The sequence below is a fragment of the Brevundimonas sp. UYEF29 genome, from assembly GCF_040546195.1.
In the GTDB taxonomy this organism is placed as follows: Bacteria; Pseudomonadota; Alphaproteobacteria; order Caulobacterales; family Caulobacteraceae; genus Brevundimonas; species Brevundimonas huaxiensis.
The window spans coordinates 17487-34906 of record NZ_JBEPNH010000007.1 but is presented as its reverse complement, the minus strand read 5'-3'; the positions used below and the strand labels follow the sequence as shown (position 1 = coordinate 34906).

Below are 17420 nucleotides of genomic sequence, written 5' to 3'. Positions count from 1 at the left end.
TTTCGGCCAGACATTTTCAGAGACCCGCGCCGCAGCCGTCTGGCCGCGTGCGCCCGCGAGCCTGCATCATGACCGACGTCCGCGACACCCAGCCCGACACTCCCGAGACCGAAGGCGTGGAGGTCGAAGCCCCCACCCATCACGGGGCCGCGCACGAAGCCGGCGAGGCGGCGGGCGCCGATTCCGGCGTGGACACGACGGCGGATGACGAAGAGGACGACGAGCCCGTCGTCGCCAACGGCCGCATTACGCTGGCCGAACTGAACGAGAAGACCCCGGCCGACCTTGTCGCCTTCGCTGAACAGCTGGAGGTCGAGAACGCCTCGAACCTGCGCAAACAGGATCTGTTGTTCGCCATCCTGAAGGCTCTGGCCGACGAAGAAGTCGAGATCATCGCCGACGGCGTGCTGGAGATCCTGCCGGACGGCTTCGGCTTCCTGCGCAGCTCGGACGCCAACTATCTGCCGGGTCCGGACGACGTCTATGTCTCGCCGTCGCAGATCCGCCGCTTCGGCCTGCGGTCGGGCGACACCGTCCACGGGGCCGTGCGCGCCCCGCGCGAAGGCGAACGCTACTTCGCCCTGCTCAAGGTCGACACGATCAATCTGGAAGATCCGGAAGCGGTCAAAACCAAGGTCCTGTTCGACAACCTGACGCCCCTCTATCCAGAGGAGCGTCTGCACATGGAAATCCAGGATCCGACGTTGAAGGATCGCTCGGGCCGGGTCATCGATATCGTCGCGCCTTTGGGCAAGGGCCAACGCTGCCTGATCGTGGCGCCGCCGCGCGTGGGTAAGACAGTGATGTTGCAGAACATCGCCAAGTCGATCGAGCGGAACCACCCGGAAGTCTTCCTGATCGTCCTGCTGATCGACGAACGCCCTGAAGAAGTGACGGACATGCAGCGCACGGTGAAGGGCGAGGTCGTCGCCTCCACCTTTGATGAGCCCGCGACCCGCCACGTCGCCGTCGCCGAAATGGTGATCGAAAAGGCCAAGCGCCTGGTCGAACACAAGAAGGATGTGGTGATCCTGCTGGACTCCATCACGCGCCTTGGCCGCGCCTACAACGCCACCGTACCCTCGTCGGGCAAGGTGCTGACGGGCGGTGTGGACGCCAACGCCCTGCAACGGCCCAAGCGGTTCTTCGGCGCCGCGCGTAACGTGGAGCAAGGCGGTTCGCTGACGATCATCGCCACGGCCCTGATCGACACCGGCAGCCGGATGGACGAGGTGATCTTCGAAGAGTTCAAGGGCACCGGCAACTCGGAAATCGTGCTGGACCGCAAGGTCGCAGACAAGCGCATCTTCCCCGCCATCGACGTGCTGAAGTCCGGCACGCGCAAGGAAGACCTGATCACGCCGAAGGATCAGTTGGCCAAGACCTATGTTCTGCGCCGCATCCTGAACCCGATGGGACCGCAGGACGCGATCGAGTTCCTGCTCGACAAACTGCGTCAGTCGAAAAACAACTCGGACTTCTTCCAGTCGATGAACACGTAATCCATCATCCTCAAGCAGCCACGCGCCGCGCGCGTGGCGTTAGGGCAGAATTGACGTTTCACGTGAAACAGGAGACCGGGCGATGAAGGTCAATGTGGAAGTCGAGTGCACACCGGCGGAGGCGCGCGCCTTTCTCGGTCTGCCGGACGTGACGCCGCTGAACGACGCCATGGTCGCGGAGATGCAGAAGCGGATGGAGGCCAATGTCGCCGCCATGCAGCCCGAGGAATTGATGAAGACCTGGACCAGCTTCGGCCTCCAGGCTCAGGACCAGTTCCGTCGCCTGATGGAAGCGGCGGTGAAGTGAGGACGCGCTCGCTTCGGAGCCGCTCGGTCTGAGTTGATGATCGACACCATCTTCGCCTTGGCGACGCCGCCCGGCCGAGGCGCCATTGCGGTTCTCCGCCTGTCGGGCCCCGGCGTCGAGGCCGCGTTGACGGCGCTGGGCGCAATCCGTTTGAAACCGCGCATGGCGTCGGTTCGTGACCTCAGCCATGCCGGCGGCAACATCGATCAGGCGCTAGTCCTGCGTTTTGTGGCGCCCAACAGCTATACGGGCGAGGACGCCGCCGAACTGCATCTTCACGGCGGTCGTGCGGTCGTCGAGGCGGCCAGCCGCGCATTGATCGCGTTGGGCTTGCGCCCGGCCGAGCCCGGCGAATTCACACGCCGCGCGTTTCAGAATGGCCGCATGGATCTGGCGCAGGCCGAGGCGGTCGCCGATCTCATCGACGCGGAAACCAGCGCCCAGGCCAAACAGGCCTTGGGGCAGTTGGACGGCAAGCTCAGCGAGACCTATGCTGGTTTTCGTCGTGACCTTCTCCACGCCTTGGCTCTGGTCGAGGCCGAGATCGATTTTCCCGATGAAGAGGTGCCGGACAATCTGGCCCGTACGGCGGGGCCGGTGTTGGACCGACTTGGCGCAGACCTGCGACGCGCGGTTGATACCGGGCGGCGTGGCGAACGGGTGAGGGACGGTTATCGCATCGTCCTGATCGGAGAGACGAACGCCGGCAAGTCGTCGCTGTTCAATGCGCTGGTTGCGCGTGAGGCGGCCATCGTGACGCCGATCGCCGGCACCACGCGCGATGTGCTGGATGCGGATCTCGTGATCGGCGGCTATGCCGTGACGTTGTCGGATACGGCCGGCTTGAGAGACAGCGATGACCCGGTCGAGGCGGAGGGCGTGCGCCGCGCCCGGCTTCGCGCCGAACACGCAGACCTCCGTCTTTGGGTTCGCGCACCTGGCGATCCGGACGGTGTAGCTGCGGCCTACGTCGAGGATGGCGATCTGGTCGTGGCGACCAAGTCCGACCTTGGCGTCAGTTTAGCACGCGGCGGGCATGAGACTCTGGCGGTCAGCACCACCACTGGCGATGGCTTGGCCGAGGTTCGGGACTGGATTGCTGCTCGTCTTGCGAAAGATCTGTCAGGCGCCGATTTCCCTGCCGTGACCCAGGAACGGCATCGGCTGCGTTTGCTTGAGGCGTTGGAAAGCGTCGATGCGGCGCGCAAGGCGCTTGATGTTGCGCCGGAAATGGCGGGCGACGATCTGAGACGGGCGGCCGACGCGCTGGCGCGTGTCACCGGCGCAATCGGCGTCGAGGACATTCTGGGCGAAGTCTTTTCAACCTTCTGTATCGGAAAGTAGGTCCAGCCATACCAGCGTTTCACGTGAAACAGAGGCGGGTCGCGAGCCGATCCGATTGGCCCACCTCTGGCGATCACACGCGTTTTGGCTTATGTGGCGGCGATGAATTCTCCCTTTGATTTCGTGTTCGACGTCGTCGTTATCGGCGGCGGCCATGCCGGCTGTGAAGCGGCGGCGGCTTCTGCGCGCGCCGGCGCCAACACGGTTCTGCTGACCCAGAAGCTGGATACGATTGGCGAGATGTCGTGCAACCCGGCCATCGGAGGGCTGGGGAAGGGCCATCTGGTTCGCGAGATCGACGCCATGGACGGCGTCATGGGGCGGCTGGCCGATGTGTCCGGCATCCAATTCCGCCTTCTGAACCGATCCAAAGGGGCCGCAGTTCGGGGCCCGCGCAGCCAGATCGACCGCCGCCTCTACCGCGAGGCCATGCAGGCCGAACTGAACGGCACACCCAACCTGACCCTGATGGCGGGGACGGCCGAGCGACTTATCCTTGAAGGTGAGCGGGTCGTCGGCGTCGTGACCGGCGACGGAGAGACAGTTCGCGCAGGGGCGGTCGTCTTGACGACCGGCACCTTCCTGAACGGGGTCATCCATCGCGGCGACGAACGCATCCCGGCGGGGCGGCATGGCGAGGAGCCCTCGACGGGTCTGGCCGCCGATCTTCACGCCGCCGGCCTGATGATGGGACGTTTGAAGACGGGCACGCCCGCACGCCTGGACGGCCGGACGATCGTCTGGGACCGTCTGGAAATGCAGCAGGCGGACGAGGCGCCGTCAGCCTTTTCCTTCCTGACCGACCGGATCGACGTGCCCCAGATCGCCTGCGGCGTGACCCACACGACGGAAGAGACTCACCGGATCATCGCAGAGAATCTCGGTGAGAGCGCCGTCTATGGCGGCAAGCTGTCGGGACGGGGGCCGCGGTATTGTCCGTCGATCGAGGACAAGGTCGTTCGGTTCGCCGACAAGACCAGCCATCAGATCTTCCTGGAGCCGGAAGGCTTGGACGATCCGACGGTTTATCCGAATGGAATTTCGACCTCGGTATCGGAGCCGACGCAACTCGCCTTCCTGCGCACCATTCCCGGCCTGGAAGCGGTTGAGGTCTTCCGATACGGCTACGCCATAGAATACGACTATGTCGATCCGCGCGAACTGACAGCGGCGCTGGAGGTCAAGAAGCGCCCGGGGCTGTATTTGGCCGGACAGATCAACGGCACGACCGGTTATGAGGAGGCTGCGGCTCAGGGGCTGATGGCGGGGCTAAACGCCGCGCGGTCGGCGGCCGGGCAGGAGCCGGTGATCCTGGGGCGTGATCAGGCCTATATCGGCGTCATGATCGACGATCTGGTGACGCGCGGTGTCACCGAACCTTATCGAATGTTCACCAGCCGGGCGGAATATCGGCTGACGCTGCGAGCCGACAACGCCGACCTTCGGCTCACACCGCTTGCGATCAAGCTGGGCATCGTCAGCGATGAGCGGCGCACTCGTTTTGAAGCCAAAGCTTCGGCGCTTGCGGCAGCGAGCGCTGTTTCACGTGAAACGCTATTCACGCCCAACGAGGCCGGTGCGCTCGGCATTTCGGTCAATGCTGATGGTCGTCGGCGCTCGATGCGCGAACTGTTGGCCTTCCCCGATGTGTCTTTGGATAAGTTCGTTTCGGCAGTGCCCGTCATCGCCGATTGGACCGACGACGTTCGCGAGCAGGTTCAAATCGACGCTGCATACGCCAACTATCTGGATCGACAGTCGCAGGATGCGGATGCGCTGAAGGCGGAGGAGGGTCTGATGCTGCCGACCGATCTCGACTACGGCGCCGTCGGCGGTCTGTCGAACGAGGTGAAGGAAAAGCTGGCGCGCGTCCAACCGCGCACCTTGGGTCAGGCCGGACGGATCGAGGGCATGACGCCTGGCGCTTTGACGGCGCTCTTGGCCTACGTGAAGCGCGCGCCCAAGGCGTCGGTCGCGGCCTGATGTTGGAGGCAGAACAACAGTCGTTCCGCGCACGTGCCAGTGCATCTGCGGAACAGATCGCCGACCTTGAGGCCTTTCGACTGCGGTTGGTCGAGACCAATGCGGTGATGAATCTGGTGGGGCCGGATAGTCTGCCGGACTTCTGGAACCGCCATGTCTGGGACAGTGCGCAACTGCTCGATCTGGCCCCGGAAGCGAAGACCTGGGCGGATCTGGGGGCAGGGGCCGGCTTTCCCGGACTGGTTCTTTCCATCATGCTGAAGGGGCGGGAGGGGGCGCATGTCTGGCTGATCGACAGCCTGGCAAAGCGCTGCCGATTTCTTCAGGAGATGGTGAATGTGCTGTCCTTGCCGGCGACGGTCATCGTCGGCCGGGCGGAGGCGCAGTCCGTGACGTGTGACATCGTCACCGCCCGCGCTGTGGCCCCGATGGACAAACTGCTGGGTTATGCACAGCCCTACTTCCAAAGGGGTGCACAAGGTCTGTTCCTGAAGGGGGAACGTGCCGGATCCGAGTTGATCGAAGCGCGGAAATCCTGGCATTTCGAGGCTGAACTGGCCCCGTCGCAAAGCGACGTGCGCGGCCGCATCGTGACAATCCGGAGCCTCCGCCGTGCCCGCTCAACGCGCTAGAAAGCCCGCCCGCGTCCTCGCTGTTTCCAACCAGAAGGGCGGGGTCGGCAAGACGACGACGGCGATCAACCTCGGCACCGCCTTGGCCGCCATCGGCGAGCGTGTGCTGATCGTGGATATGGACCCGCAGGGCAATGCCTCGACGGGCCTGGGTGTTCCACGTGAAACACGGCGTGTCACGATCTATGATGTCGTCGTGGATCAGCGCTCCATCGCCGATGCCTCGGTGCAGACGACTGTGCCGGGTTTGTGGATCGTCCCGGCCGACGCCGATATGTCGGGCGTTGAGATCGAGCTTAGCCAGGCGGATCGCCGATCCTACCGGCTGCGCGACGCCCTGCGCGCCCACGACGATGGCCCTACCGCGTATGACTATGTGCTGATCGACTGCCCGCCGTCGCTGAACCTGCTGACGCTGAATGCGATGGCGGCGGCGGATGCGGTGCTGGTGCCGCTGCAGTGCGAGTTCTTCGCCTTGGAAGGCCTGAGCCAGCTGATGCGCACCATCGATATGGTCAAGCACAGCCTCAACCCATCGCTGGAAATCCAGGGCCTGGTCCTGACGATGTTCGATCGTCGCAGCGCCCTGTCGGGACAGGTGGCGAACGACGTCCGCGCCCACTTCGGCGACAAGGTCTATGAGAGCGTGATCCCGCGGAACGTCCGCGTCGCCGAGGCGCCGTCGTTCGGCAAGCCGGCGCTGATCTATGACCTGAAGTGCGCCGGCAGCCAGGCCTATCTGCGGCTGGCCAAGGAAGTGGTGAAGCGCGAACGCCAGCGCCTGAAGCTGGCCGCCTGAGTTTTAATAGAACGGAACAGTATCTTGGCTGAACGACAAAGAGGTCTGGGCCGCGGCCTGTCGGCGTTGATGGGACAGGACGCCGAAGCGCCGGTCGCATCCGACGCGCCCGTGCCCGCCGGCGTGCAACGCGTACCGATCGAAAGCCTGAAGCCGAACCCCGACCAACCGCGCAAGACCTTCCGCCAGGAGGATCTGGAGGAACTGACCGCCTCGATCCGCGACAAGGGAGTGCTGCAGCCGATCCTAGTGCGGACTCAACCGGGCGAGGACGGCGTCTGGCAGATCATTGCCGGCGAACGCCGCTGGCGCGCGTCGCAGGCGGCGCGCCTGACCCAAGTGCCGATCGTGGTCCACGAGATGGACGACGTCGAGGTGTTCGAAGTCGCCATCGTCGAGAACGTCCAGCGCGCGGATCTGAACCCTCTGGAAGAGGCCGAAGCCTACCGCGTTTTGATGGAGCGCTTTGGACGGACGCAGGATGCCGTTGCGGGCGTGGTCGGCAAGAGCCGCAGTCATGTGGCCAACACTATGCGCCTGCTGCAACTGCCTGAGCGGGTGCTGTTCTATGTGCGCGAAGGCAAGCTGTCCGCGGGTCACGCCCGCGCGCTGATCAATACGCCCGATCCGGGTCAGTTGGCGGACATCGCCTTCGTGGATGGTCTGAGCGTCCGTGAGACCGAGGCCCTAGCGCGCCGTGCGGTCGAGGGGCCGAAGCCGACGAAGGCCAAATCGGCGCCGGCGGCCGCAGGCGGGGAGGGGGCGGCCGATGTCGCCGCCTTGCAGCAGGACCTGGCCGATGCGCTGGGCTTGAAGGTGCAGTTGTCGGACAAGGGCGGAAAGGGCGAACTGACGATCGGCTACGGCTCGCTGGAGCAGCTCGACGACCTGTGCCGCCGTTTGATGCGCGGTTGAGCGAGGACTGTGCTAGGGTGTCGATATGACTGAAGACACGACACCCACCGCCGCCGACAAGCTGAAACAGGCGCTCGCCGCCAAGAAGGCCAAGGCGGGTCATGGGTTCAACGCCCAACCGGGCGCCAAGGCCGAAGAGAAGGCTGTGTCGGCGCGCAATGTCGCCATGGCCCAGCCCGCCTTCCGCAAGGCGTCAAAGCGCGGCTAGGGCTACAGCCCCAGCCGTCTGGCGCGACCTGCGATTTCCAGCAGCAGGCGTTCGGCGATCAGTTGGTCCGGCATTCCGGTCGTCTTGGTGGCGATGTCGGCCGTGTTGATGCTGTCCAAGACCTCGTCCAGGGCTTCGAGCCGCCAGGACCGCGCCTGACGCAACATTTCCGCCTCCTGTTTCCAGAAGACGCCGGCGGCCTTGGCGGCCTCCTTGGCGTTCGCGCCATTGGCCTGCAAGATGTTGATCCGGCGTAACTTTCCGAGATGGATGGCGGCGGAGCGAACGGCGAGCACCGACGATTCGCCCTCGGCGAAGGCGCGCCTGAGCCCCGCTTGCGCCGGACCCGGCCGCGCGCCGAAAGCCTGAAGCGCCGCATCCGACAGGGAGGCGTCCGGCTCGACGCCGAGATGATGCTCCAGCGCGTCCATATCCAGCGTCTTGCCGGAGCCGGGGCCGATGAACAGGGCCAGGCGCTCGATCTCCTGCCGCATCAAGCCCCGCTCGCGCGGAAGGCGCGCGACGAAACGGTCCAGAGCGTCGGAGGTCAGGCCGACCTTGTCGGCGGCCAAGGCCTCTCGGACCATGCGGGCGACATCGCCGGTCTCATCCTCATAGCAGACGATGCCGACCGCGCCGTTTTCCTTCTCGGCCGCCTTTCTGAGCGCGGATTCGCGGCCCAGCTGGTCGGCCTCGACCACCATCATGGCGTCGGGATTGTAGCCGCCATCGGCGTGGATTTTCAGCGCGGCGGCGACAGCCTTGTCCACGCCCGGCTTCAGCGCCGACAGACGGATGCGCACCAGACGACGGCCGCCCATCAGGGACATGGCCGTCAGCGCCTCTTCCAGCTTCGTTTCATCGCCATCGATGTCGCTGTCGGTCAGGACGGTGACGTTGAAGGGGTCGTTCAGGTCGGGCGTGACCGTCTTGCACAACACTTCGGCCCGCTCGGCGACGCCCGACCGGTCCTTGCCGTGGATCACCGCCGCCCGGATCGCCGGATCGGGCGCCTTCAGGAAGCGATCGATCTCAGGGCGTTTGGCCAGGATCACGGGTTCGACAGCGCCTGCATGAGATCCAGTCGGATCAGGCGAGCCAGTTCGGCCGCGGCGCGCTCCTCTCCGTCCTGCTGGGCGGCGATGGCGGCATAGGGCTGGTCGGCGGTGGCGTAGGTCGTGGTGACCGTTTCCGTGCCACTGACGGGCGTTCCCCCGGCGGCCGGGGTCAACGTCCAGGTCGCCTTGACCGTCAGTTCATAGCGGGTGGCGGTGTCGTCGATGCGGCGACCCAGCGAGCGGCGGTTCTGCTGGACCTCTGTCGTCAGACGATACAGCGGCGTCGCGCCGCGATCCCAGGCGAGGACGTCTTCCAGCTGCTCGCGCAGGCGATAGCCCAGACGGTCATCCTGGGTCGTAACGGCGATCCGGCGCAGGGATGAACCCACGGCCGGCTCGGCATACATGGGCGTGAAGCCGCAGGCGGAAACCGCCAGAGACGCGAGAACCGCGAGAGCCATCGCGATACGCATCAGCCGGCCACCAGATTGACGATGCGGTCCTTGACCACGACGATCTTCTTCACGCTCAGACCCTCCAGCCGCGCCTTGACCGTTTCGTCGGCCAGGACCAGCGCTTCGACCTCGGACGGCTCCATGCCGCGCGGCACGCGGATTTCCGCGCGACGCTTGCCGTTGATCTGGATGGGCAGGACCACCTCGTCGTCGGCCGCGAGCGCAGCGTCCCACACGGGCCACGGCGCGTCCAGAACCATCCCGTCCTCACCCAGCCGCGTCCAGGCTTCTTCGGCCAGATGTGGGGTGAAGGGGGCGATCAGGCGGGCCAGCGCCGACAGAGCCTGACGCCTGGCGTCGCCGCCGGCCTGGGCATTGTCGCGGATGGTGGCGACGAAGGCATAGAGCTTGGCTATGGCCGAGTTGAAGCGGAAGCCTTCCACCCCTTCGGACACGGCCTTGATGGCCTTGTGCGTTTCGCGCAGCAGCTCGGCGTTGGCCTTGTCCTCGCCCGCGAAGCCGGCGTCATAGGTGTCGAACAGGGTCCAGGCGCGCTGGACAAACCGGCTGGCGCCCTCGACGCCGCCAGGGGTCCACTGCACGTCCCGCTCGGGCGGGCTGTCGGACAGGACGAACAGGCGGCCTGCGTCCACGCCGTGGCTTTCCAGGATTTCGGCCGGAGCGACGACGTTCTTCTTGGACTTGGACATCTTTTCGATGTCGCCGATGACCAGGGTCTCGCCGGTCGAAAGCTGGCGGGCGGAACGCACGCCGTTGTCGTTCTTGAGCTCCACGTCAGTCGGCTCGACCCAGGCGCCGTCGGCGCGGCGATAGGTCTCGTGAACCACCATGCCTTGCGTGAACAGGCCGGCGAACGGCTCCTTCACCGACAGCATGCCGGCGTCAGACAGGGCGCGGGTGATGAAGCGAGCGTACAGCAGGTGCAGGACCGCGTGCTCGACCCCGCCGATATATTGATCCACGGCCAGCCAGCGGTCGGCGGCGGCCTTGTCGATCGGCGCCTCGGCCGTCGGATCGGTGAACCGAGCGAAATACCAGCTGGAATCGACGAAGGTGTCGAGCGTGTCGGTCTCGCGCGTCGCCTCCGCGCCGCACGAAGGGCATTTGACGTGCTTCCAGGTCGCGTGACGCGCCAACGGGTTGCCGGGCACGTCGAAGGTCACATCATCAGGCAGGACGACCGGCAACTGATCGGCAGGAACCTCGACGACGCCGCAGGATGGGCAGTGGATGATCGGAATCGGGCAACCCCAATACCGCTGGCGTGAAACGCCCCAGTCGCGCAGGCGATAGATGGTCTCGGCGCGGCCCTGGCCGGCGGCCTCGACCTTGGCGATCGCGGCGGCCTTGGCGGCCTCGACGTCCATGCCGTTCAGGAAGTCGGAGTTGAAGATGCGGCCGGGGCCGACATAGGCCTCGGTTCCGATCTCGACCGTGTCGGCGTCGTCGGGTTTGACCACAGGCGTCACCGGCAGATCGTATTTGCGGGCGAAGTCCAGGTCGCGCTGGTCGTGGGCCGGGCAGCCGAAGATGGCGCCCGAACCATAGGTCGACAGCACGAAGTTGGCGGCCCAGACGGGCAGGGTCTTGTCCGGATCGAAGGGATGGCGGACGCGAACGCCCAGATCCACGCCCAGCTTCTCGGCCTTTTCGATCTCGGCTTCGCTGGTGCCGGTCTGAGCACAGGCCTTGATGAAGTCCGCCACGTCCGGCCGATGTTCGGCGATGGCCTTGGTCAGGGGATGGTCGGGCGCCAGGGCCAGGAAGCTGGCGCCGAACAGGGTGTCGGGGCGGGTGGTGTAGACCTCGATCGGATCGCGAGCGTGGTTGGGCTCGCCCTCGGGGGAGGCGGGCAGGAAGTCCGGCGCCTCGGCGATGTCCCACCACAGGGTCGCGCCCTTGGACTTGCCGATCCAGTTCTCCTGCATCAGCCGGACCTTTTCGGGCCAGCGGTCCAGGGTCTTCAGACCGTCGATCAGGTCGTCAGCATAGTCGGTGATGCGCAGGAACCACTGGTTCAGCTTGCGCTTCTCGACCAAGGCGCCCGAGCGCCAGCCGCGTCCATCGATCACCTGTTCGTTGGCCAGGACGGTGTTGTCGACCGGATCCCAGTTGACCACCGCATCCTTGCGATAGACTAGACCGCGCCGATACAGCTCCAGGAACCAGGCCTGCTGCTTTCCGTAGTATTCCGGGTCGCAGGTGGCGAACTCACGCGACCAGTCCAGCGACAAGCCCAGCAGCTTCAGCTGCTCGCGCATGTTGGCTATGTTGGAGTAGGTCCAGCCTTTCGGGTGGATGCCGCGCTCCATGGCCGCGTTTTCGGCCGGCATGCCGAAGGCGTCCCAGCCCATCGGATGCAGAACGTCGTACCCCTGCGCGCGCTTGGACCGCGCCACCACGTCGCCCATCACATAGTTGCGGGCGTGACCCATGTGGATGTTGCCCGACGGATAGGGGAACATCTCCAGCACATAGTATTTCGGCCGACCGGTGTCCTTCGTGACGAAGGCGGAAGCCTCGGCCCATCGGGCCTGCTGGCGGGGTTCGGCGGTCTTGGGTTCGTAACGGGCCACGGTCGTCCTGAAAGTCGAAAGGGCGCTGACGCCCTCCCGGCTCAACTAGCCCGAAGGACGACAGCGCCCAAGAAGTAATCCGTTTCGGCGTTCCCAGCAGGTCCGACGAAACTAAACCAGTCGGCGCTCAAGCAGCCGAAAGGCGGTAGCGCCAAAATAATGCGAGCGCCCGCGTTAGCGGGCGTTCGACAGATTCAGCTGGCGCGCCTTGGTCAGGATGGCGTTTTCCAGATCGGCCTCGGTCTGGGCGGCGACCGGGGCGGCGGTCCACTGACCATCGGCGCCCTTCACTTCCTTGGTCACCGTGACGTTCAGCGCGTCGGCGCGCAAACGGGTGTCCAGGATGAAGACGGTCGCCTTGAAGCGCTCGTTCGGCGTCTGGGGGTTGATGTACCAATCATAGTTGATGACGCCGCCCCACGGATCGGCGGTCAGCAGCGGCATGAAGCTGAGGGTGTCGAGCGAGGCGCGCCACAGGAAGGCGTTGACGCCGATGCCCTGTTGCACGTTCGTCTTGGGCGCAGACTTTTTGCCGCCGACGAAGGGAATGCTCGAGCAGGCCGACAGGGACGCGCCCAGGGCCACGCCCGAGACCAGCACGACCGCGACGTTCCGAACCAGGGCCTTGTTGAGGCTCATCAAGAGAAGTCTCCGTAAACTCAGGGACGTGAGAGCCCTCGCCCGCACGCGCGCACGGCACGAGGAATGCCGACTGCCAGGCTCTATAACACGGCGAAAAGGGGCGATGACAAGGCGAAGTCGGTTCCCGTGGCATCGCACGTCGCGGTGTTTTGTGAAGGGCATGTGAGATTTCGCCGGAATCCGCCCGAATCCCGTGACGCTTGAGACACATACGCCACAACAATGCGCGGGAACCTTGTTATCGCCGGCTCATTGCGTTGACCGCGCAGACACCCGGTGTCTAATCGCGGGGCTCACGACCATATAAGGTCGGTTCAGGGTTGAAACGCCGCTTCATGGCGGGGTTCGAAGGATTTGGTATGCGGTTCGGTGGTTTCCTGGCTGTGATGATGGCGACGACGGCGATGGCCGCGTCGACGTCGGCGCTCGCCCAAAGCACGTCCGCCGTTTCCCTTTCGGAGGCCCAGGCGGCGCAGCGCAACGCGCCGGCGCCGCAGCGTCGCGGTCTGCGCCTGAACGACCGTGGCCGCTGGGGTCTGGATTTCAACCTGAACCAGCCCGTGGGTCGCGAGACCGACTGGGGTGATGTCGAGGCCGGCGCTTATTACCGGCTGAACGACCGTCTGCGTGTGGGCGCCGCCGCCGCCGTCAGCACGCCGGAAGCCGATCCGGCCCGCGCGCCCGAAACCAACGGCCGGGCCCAGCCCCGCGTCCGTCTAGAAACCATCTTCAAGTTCTGATCTCGACCGTTCAGCGAAACGCTGACTGGATCGCATTTACCGCCGCCAGGCCGCAGGCGCCTGTGTGTGCGAGCTTTGCGGCGTTCTCTGGCGTGACGCCGCCCAGCGCATAGACCGGCAGGCGGGCGGCTTTCACGTTCTGCTCGAATGCCGCGACGCCCAGGACGGGTTTAGCTGCGGACGCGCCGCCCGCCGGAAACACCGGCGACAGGATCAGCGCGTTCAGGTCTTCGGGCGGGGGGGATAGACCGTGCCAGGCCGCCGTCAAAATCCAGCCTGGTCGGTTCGATCGAATGCGCGCCGCTTCGTCCGCCACACGTTCGGGCAGGTGCAGCCCGTCGGCGTCGATCGCCTCGGCCAGATCGGGGTCCAGCCCGACCAGCAGTTTCACGTCCCGATCGGCCGTCTCTTCCCGAAGTCGATATCCCGTCTCGACGGCATCGGAGGCGCCAAAGGCGCGATAGACCACCGCCGAACCGGCAGGCAGGCGCGCCACCGTCTCCCACGGTCGGGGCGTGCGATCGGGGTCGGTGAAGAACAGCATCGGCGGCAAGGCTGCGGCGGCCGGGCTGACAGCGGCGGCGGCGCGGTTTAGAGCGGTCGCGGCGTTCCAGAGCGCGCGCGCATCGTCGCTGTAACCGGCCGGCAGGATCATGACCTCTTCTTCCTCCGCTTTTTCCGCCCCGTCCATCGCCGAAAGGGTCGCCGAGGTGCGGGCGCGCATCGACGCGGCCTGCCATGCGGCCGGTCGGGATCCAGCGGACGTGACCCTGACCGCGGTCTCCAAGACTCAGGCCCCAGAGGCTATCGACGCCATCCTGGCGACGGGTCAGCGGATCTTCGGCGAGAACCGGGTGCAGGAGGCCCAGGGCCGGTGGACTGACCGTCGCGGGGAAGTGCCGGGTCTGGAACTGCGGCTGATCGGCCCCCTGCAGACCAACAAGGCCGAGGATGCAGTCGCCCTGTTCGATGTGATCGAAACCTTGGACCGTGAAAAACTGGCGCGCGCCTTGGCGCAGGCGGGCGAAAAGCGCGGCCGATCGCCGCGCGTCCTGGTCCAGGTCAACACCGGCGCGGAGCCCCAGAAGGCCGGGGTCCTGCCCGACGCCGCCGACACCCTGATCGCCGCTGCCCGCGACACCTATGGGCTGACGGTCGAGGGATTGATGTGCATTCCTCCTGCGGATCAGGACGCAGAGCCGCATTTTCAGATGTTGCGGGGCATTTCCGAACGAAACGGTTTGTCGGTCCTGTCGATGGGCATGAGCGGCGATTATGAAACTGCCATCCGATGCGGCGCGACGCACGTCAGGGTCGGGACGGCCTTGTTCGGGGAACGAAATCGACCCGAAACGCCCTCTAGCTCGTAACCCTATATGAATATTCGCACCCCCAAGCCTTGGCGCGGGGGCCAAGCCTCGCCATTGTCTGTCCCATGCCTACGCCCAAGACCATTCTGATCATCGACGACGACGACGACCTGCGCGAGGCCTTGGCCGAGCAGCTGAACCTGCATGAGGAATTCAAGACCCAGCAGGCCGCGACCGCCACGGACGGGGTGCGGATGGGACGCGAGATCCGCGCCGACCTGATCCTGCTGGACGTCGATCTGCCCGATATGGATGGCCGCGAGGCCTGTCGCCTGTTGCGCAAGGACGGGGTTTCGACCCCGGTCATCATGCTGACGGCGCAGTCGGCGGACGCCGACGCCATCCTCGGCCTGGACGCCGGGGCCAACGACTATGTCACCAAGCCCTTCCGGTTCGCCGTGCTGCTGGCGCGCATCCGCGCCCATCTGCGCAGCCATGAACAGTCGGAAAACGCGGTCTTCACCATTGGTCCCTACGAGTTCCGGCCCGCCGCCAAGGTGCTGATGGACGCCAAGGGTAAGAAGGTGCGGTTGACCGAGAAGGAAACCAATATCCTGAAATACCTCTATCGCGCCGGGGCCAAGCCGGTGTCGCGCGAAGAGCTGCTGACAGAAGTTTGGGGCTACAACGCCGGGGTCACGACCCATACGCTGGAAACCCATATCTATCGTCTGCGCCAGAAGATCGAGCCGGAGCCGGGTTATGCCCGCCTGTTGCTGACCGATGCGGGCGGATACCGGCTGCAGCCTTAAGGGCTCAGTCGGCCGTCTTTGGGCGGATCGTGAACAGCGGCAGGAAGATGTGCACCAGCGGGCCGATGGTCAGGGCGTAGAGCACCGTGCCCAAGCCGACCGAGCCGCCCAACAGCCAGCCGACGGCGATAACGGTCAGTTCGATGGCCGTCCGCACCCATTTCACCGGCCAGCCTGTGCGCGCGACAATGCCGGTCATCAGGCCGTCGCGCGGGCCGGGGCCGAGGCCTGCGCCGATATAGGCGCCACTGGCAACGCCGTTCAGGACGATGCCGGCGATCAGCAGGCCGGCCCGGAGCGGTAGGCCCAGGTCGGACGGGATCCAGTCCAGGCCGAAATTGGCGATCGTTCCGAATGATCAGCACATTGGCGACGGTCCCGATCCCCGGCTTCTGGCGCAGGGGAATCCATAGCAGCAGCACGGCCATACCGATCAAATTGACCACCAGACCGAAGCTGACTCCGGCGGGTTTCGCGAAGCGCTCGAACACGCCTTGGTTCAGCACGTCCCACGGATCGAGCCCAAGATCGGCGCGGACGATCAGGGCGATGGACAGGCCGTAAAGGACGAGGCCGATGAACAGCTGGATCAGACGACGGGTCATAAACAGACGAAATGCCTGATACTGGCTATCGAAAACAGGGCCAGTTATGGCATTCTGGCGTGATGTTGTCGCGATCGATCGGTCTTGTTTCCCTGACGCGCCATCTCGGCGCCTGGCGGTCGCCGGGTACTGGCGCAGCCTATCGGCAGCTGGCAGGTGCAGTACGGCTTCTGATTCTGGATGGCCGACTGCCCTTAGCGGCGCGGTTGCCCGGCGAACGTGAACTGGCCCAGGCGCTGGGCTTGAGCCGCACGACCGTGTCCGCCGCCTACGGGCGCTTGCGGGACGACGGGTTCCTGACAGGCGGGCAGGGCGCCGCCGCGCGCACCAGCTTGCCAACCGGACCGGCGCCACGTCATGAGACGACGCCAACGGACAAGGCCGGCCTGATCGACATGACCGCCGCCGTCCTGCCGGCCGATCCGAATGTGCACGCGGCCTATGCGCGGGCGCTGGAGCGGTTGCCGGCGAACTTGCCGGGACACGGTTATGAGACGGCGGGGCTGGAGGAACTGCGTGAGGCGGTGGCGGCCGGCTATCGGCGGCGCGGCCTGGCGACCTCGTCGGGGCAGATTCTGATCACGCACGGCGCGCACAACGGCCTCGTGCATCTTCTGCGCCTGACGACGCGCCCCGGCGCCCCGGTGGTGTTCGACCATCCCACCTATCCGCAGGCGATCGACGCCATCCTGGCGGCGGGCGGTCGCGCCGTACCCGTCGCCTTGCCGGACGGCGAGGGCGAGGAGGGTTGGGATGTCGAGGGTCTGGTTGCGGCCTGCCGAAGCAGCAACGCGGCGATGGCCTATCTGGTGCTGGACCACAACAATCCGACCGGGCGGATGATGCGCGCGGCGGACCGGACGCGGTTGCTGTCGGGGCTGAAGGGGTCGGAGACCCTGCTGGTGCTGGACGAGACCTTGGTCGAACTGACCTTGAGCGGACCGCCGGCGCTCAGCGCCTCGGCCGTCGACGCGCCGCGGATGGTCAGGCTGGGTTCGATGTCCAAAAGCGTCTGGGGCGGATTGCGGATCGGCTGGATCCGCGCTGACCGGGCGGTGATCCAACGTTTGGCCCAAAGTCGCGCCAGCTTCGATCTGGGCGTTCCGATCCTGGAGCAGCTGGCGGCGGTCGAACTGTTGAACGACGGCGGCAAGGCCCTGGCGGCGCGCCGGCCCCTTTTGCGCGCGCGGCGGGATCATCTGAGGGCGCGGCTCGCTGAAAAACTGCCCGACTGGGTCTGTCCGCGCCCGGCTGGGGGACTGTCCCTGTGGGCGCGGCTGCCGGAGACGATCAGTTCCGCTCTCACGATCGCGGCGGAGGCCGAAGGTCTGCGCCTCGCCGCCGGTCCGCGATTCGGCGTCGACGGCGCCTTCGAACGCCGGCTGCGCCTGCCCTACACCTTGCCGGAAGATCAGCTGGACGAGGCGGTGGTCCGGCTCGGGCGCGCCGCCAGAAAGGTCGGCCGGGGGCGAAAGGCGCCGGCGTCGGTCAAGCCGGTCGCCGTCTATTGA

The 17420-nt window shown here is 65.8% G+C and carries 18 protein-coding genes and 1 pseudogene; 12 read left to right on the top strand and 7 right to left on the bottom strand.

Annotated elements, in window-relative coordinates; all coding sequences use genetic code 11:
* Positions 1 to 68: 68 nt before the first annotated feature.
* The 8 genes from rho to ABIB58_RS11790 all read left to right on the top strand — a co-directional run bounded on the left by rho (position 69) and on the right by ABIB58_RS11790 (position 7690).
* Positions 69 to 1502: a transcription termination factor Rho gene (rho, locus tag ABIB58_RS11825; protein WP_354041071.1), complete on the top strand. Its 1434-nt coding sequence runs from the start codon at positions 69 to 71 to the stop codon at positions 1500 to 1502.
* Positions 1503 to 1584: 82 nt separating this feature from the next.
* Positions 1585 to 1809 (top strand): DUF6489 family protein, encoded by a 225-nt coding sequence (locus ABIB58_RS11820; protein ID WP_137720449.1) that lies wholly within the window; start codon positions 1585 to 1587, stop codon positions 1807 to 1809.
* A gap of 36 nt (positions 1810 to 1845) precedes the next feature.
* Entirely contained in the window at positions 1846 to 3153 is a 1308-nt protein-coding gene (gene mnmE / locus ABIB58_RS11815; protein ID WP_354041069.1) for a tRNA uridine-5-carboxymethylaminomethyl(34) synthesis GTPase MnmE, read from the top strand.
* A gap of 102 nt (positions 3154 to 3255) precedes the next feature.
* On the top strand, positions 3256 to 5136 hold the full coding sequence (gene mnmG, locus ABIB58_RS11810) for a tRNA uridine-5-carboxymethylaminomethyl(34) synthesis enzyme MnmG (RefSeq protein ID WP_265150563.1): 1881 nt from the start codon (positions 3256 to 3258) through the stop codon (positions 5134 to 5136).
* Positions 5136 to 5768 carry a 16S rRNA (guanine(527)-N(7))-methyltransferase RsmG gene (rsmG, locus tag ABIB58_RS11805; protein WP_265150561.1) on the top strand — a complete coding sequence of 211 codons (633 nt, stop codon included), beginning with the start codon at positions 5136 to 5138 and terminating at the stop codon, positions 5766 to 5768. The genes mnmG and rsmG overlap by 1 nt, the downstream gene beginning before the upstream one ends.
* Positions 5749 to 6567, top strand: coding sequence for a ParA family protein (locus ABIB58_RS11800; protein WP_039246649.1), 819 nt, complete (start codon positions 5749 to 5751; stop codon positions 6565 to 6567). Before rsmG ends, ABIB58_RS11800 begins: the two co-directional genes overlap by 20 nt.
* 24 nt (positions 6568 to 6591) lie before the next feature.
* The gene (locus tag ABIB58_RS11795; protein WP_265150558.1) at positions 6592 to 7482 is read left to right on the top strand and encodes a ParB/RepB/Spo0J family partition protein; all 891 of its coding nucleotides are present in this window, start codon (positions 6592 to 6594) and stop codon (positions 7480 to 7482) included.
* 25 nt (positions 7483 to 7507) lie between these two features.
* Positions 7508 to 7690, top strand: a complete 183-nt coding sequence (locus ABIB58_RS11790) for a hypothetical protein (RefSeq protein ID WP_055755069.1) — start codon at positions 7508 to 7510, stop codon at positions 7688 to 7690.
* A 2-nt stretch (positions 7691 to 7692) separates the two neighbouring features.
* On the opposite strand, the gene holA is transcribed toward ABIB58_RS11790, so the two are convergent.
* The 4 genes from holA to ABIB58_RS11770 form a co-directional block, all read right to left on the bottom strand.
* Positions 7693 to 8745, bottom strand: a complete 1053-nt coding sequence (gene holA, locus ABIB58_RS11785; protein ID WP_265150556.1) for a DNA polymerase III subunit delta — start codon at positions 8743 to 8745, stop codon at positions 7693 to 7695.
* Positions 8742 to 9221 (bottom strand): LPS assembly lipoprotein LptE, encoded by a 480-nt coding sequence (gene lptE / locus ABIB58_RS11780; protein ID WP_265150555.1) that lies wholly within the window; start codon positions 9219 to 9221, stop codon positions 8742 to 8744. Before lptE ends, holA begins: the two co-directional genes overlap by 4 nt.
* A complete protein-coding gene (leuS, locus tag ABIB58_RS11775) occupies positions 9221 to 11800 on the bottom strand; it encodes a leucine--tRNA ligase (protein WP_265150554.1) in 2580 nt (859 codons plus the stop codon). Before leuS ends, lptE begins: the two co-directional genes overlap by 1 nt.
* Before the next feature lie 174 nt (positions 11801 to 11974).
* Positions 11975 to 12439, bottom strand: a complete 465-nt coding sequence (locus tag ABIB58_RS11770) for a DUF3576 domain-containing protein (RefSeq protein ID WP_159847019.1) — start codon at positions 12437 to 12439, stop codon at positions 11975 to 11977.
* Between the two features lie 338 nt (positions 12440 to 12777).
* Between ABIB58_RS11770 and ABIB58_RS11765 the strand changes: the two genes are divergently transcribed.
* Positions 12778 to 13182, top strand: coding sequence for an NtrZ family periplasmic regulatory protein (locus ABIB58_RS11765; protein ID WP_242077602.1), 405 nt, complete (start codon positions 12778 to 12780; stop codon positions 13180 to 13182).
* Positions 13183 to 13192: 10 nt separating this feature from the next.
* Here ABIB58_RS11765 and ABIB58_RS11760 read toward each other — a convergent pair whose 3' ends face one another.
* Positions 13193 to 13837, bottom strand: coding sequence for a thiamine phosphate synthase (locus ABIB58_RS11760; RefSeq protein ID WP_265150551.1), 645 nt, complete (start codon positions 13835 to 13837; stop codon positions 13193 to 13195).
* Here ABIB58_RS11760 and ABIB58_RS11755 point away from each other — a divergent pair.
* Both ABIB58_RS11755 and ABIB58_RS11750 read left to right on the top strand, forming a co-directional pair.
* On the top strand, positions 13836 to 14552 hold the full coding sequence (locus tag ABIB58_RS11755) for a YggS family pyridoxal phosphate-dependent enzyme (RefSeq protein WP_354041062.1): 717 nt from the start codon (positions 13836 to 13838) through the stop codon (positions 14550 to 14552). The genes ABIB58_RS11760 and ABIB58_RS11755 overlap by 2 nt on opposite strands.
* A 65-nt stretch (positions 14553 to 14617) precedes the next feature.
* On the top strand, positions 14618 to 15304 hold the full coding sequence (locus ABIB58_RS11750) for a response regulator transcription factor (RefSeq protein ID WP_265150548.1): 687 nt from the start codon (positions 14618 to 14620) through the stop codon (positions 15302 to 15304).
* A 4-nt stretch (positions 15305 to 15308) separates the two neighbouring features.
* Here ABIB58_RS11750 and ABIB58_RS16420 read toward each other — a convergent pair whose 3' ends face one another.
* Together ABIB58_RS16420 and ABIB58_RS16415 are read right to left on the bottom strand one after the other, a co-directional pair.
* The gene (locus tag ABIB58_RS16420; RefSeq protein WP_502909756.1) at positions 15309 to 15614 is read right to left on the bottom strand and encodes a YczE/YyaS/YitT family protein; all 306 of its coding nucleotides are present in this window, start codon (positions 15612 to 15614) and stop codon (positions 15309 to 15311) included.
* A 139-nt stretch (positions 15615 to 15753) separates the two neighbouring features.
* Positions 15754 to 15909: pseudogene (locus ABIB58_RS16415) on the bottom strand (DUF6198 family protein); the annotation flags it as partial.
* An 11-nt stretch (positions 15910 to 15920) separates the two neighbouring features.
* Between ABIB58_RS16415 and yczR the strand changes: the two are divergent.
* Positions 15921 to 17420, top strand: coding sequence for a MocR-like transcription factor YczR (yczR, locus tag ABIB58_RS11735; RefSeq protein WP_320442875.1), 1500 nt, complete (start codon positions 15921 to 15923; stop codon positions 17418 to 17420).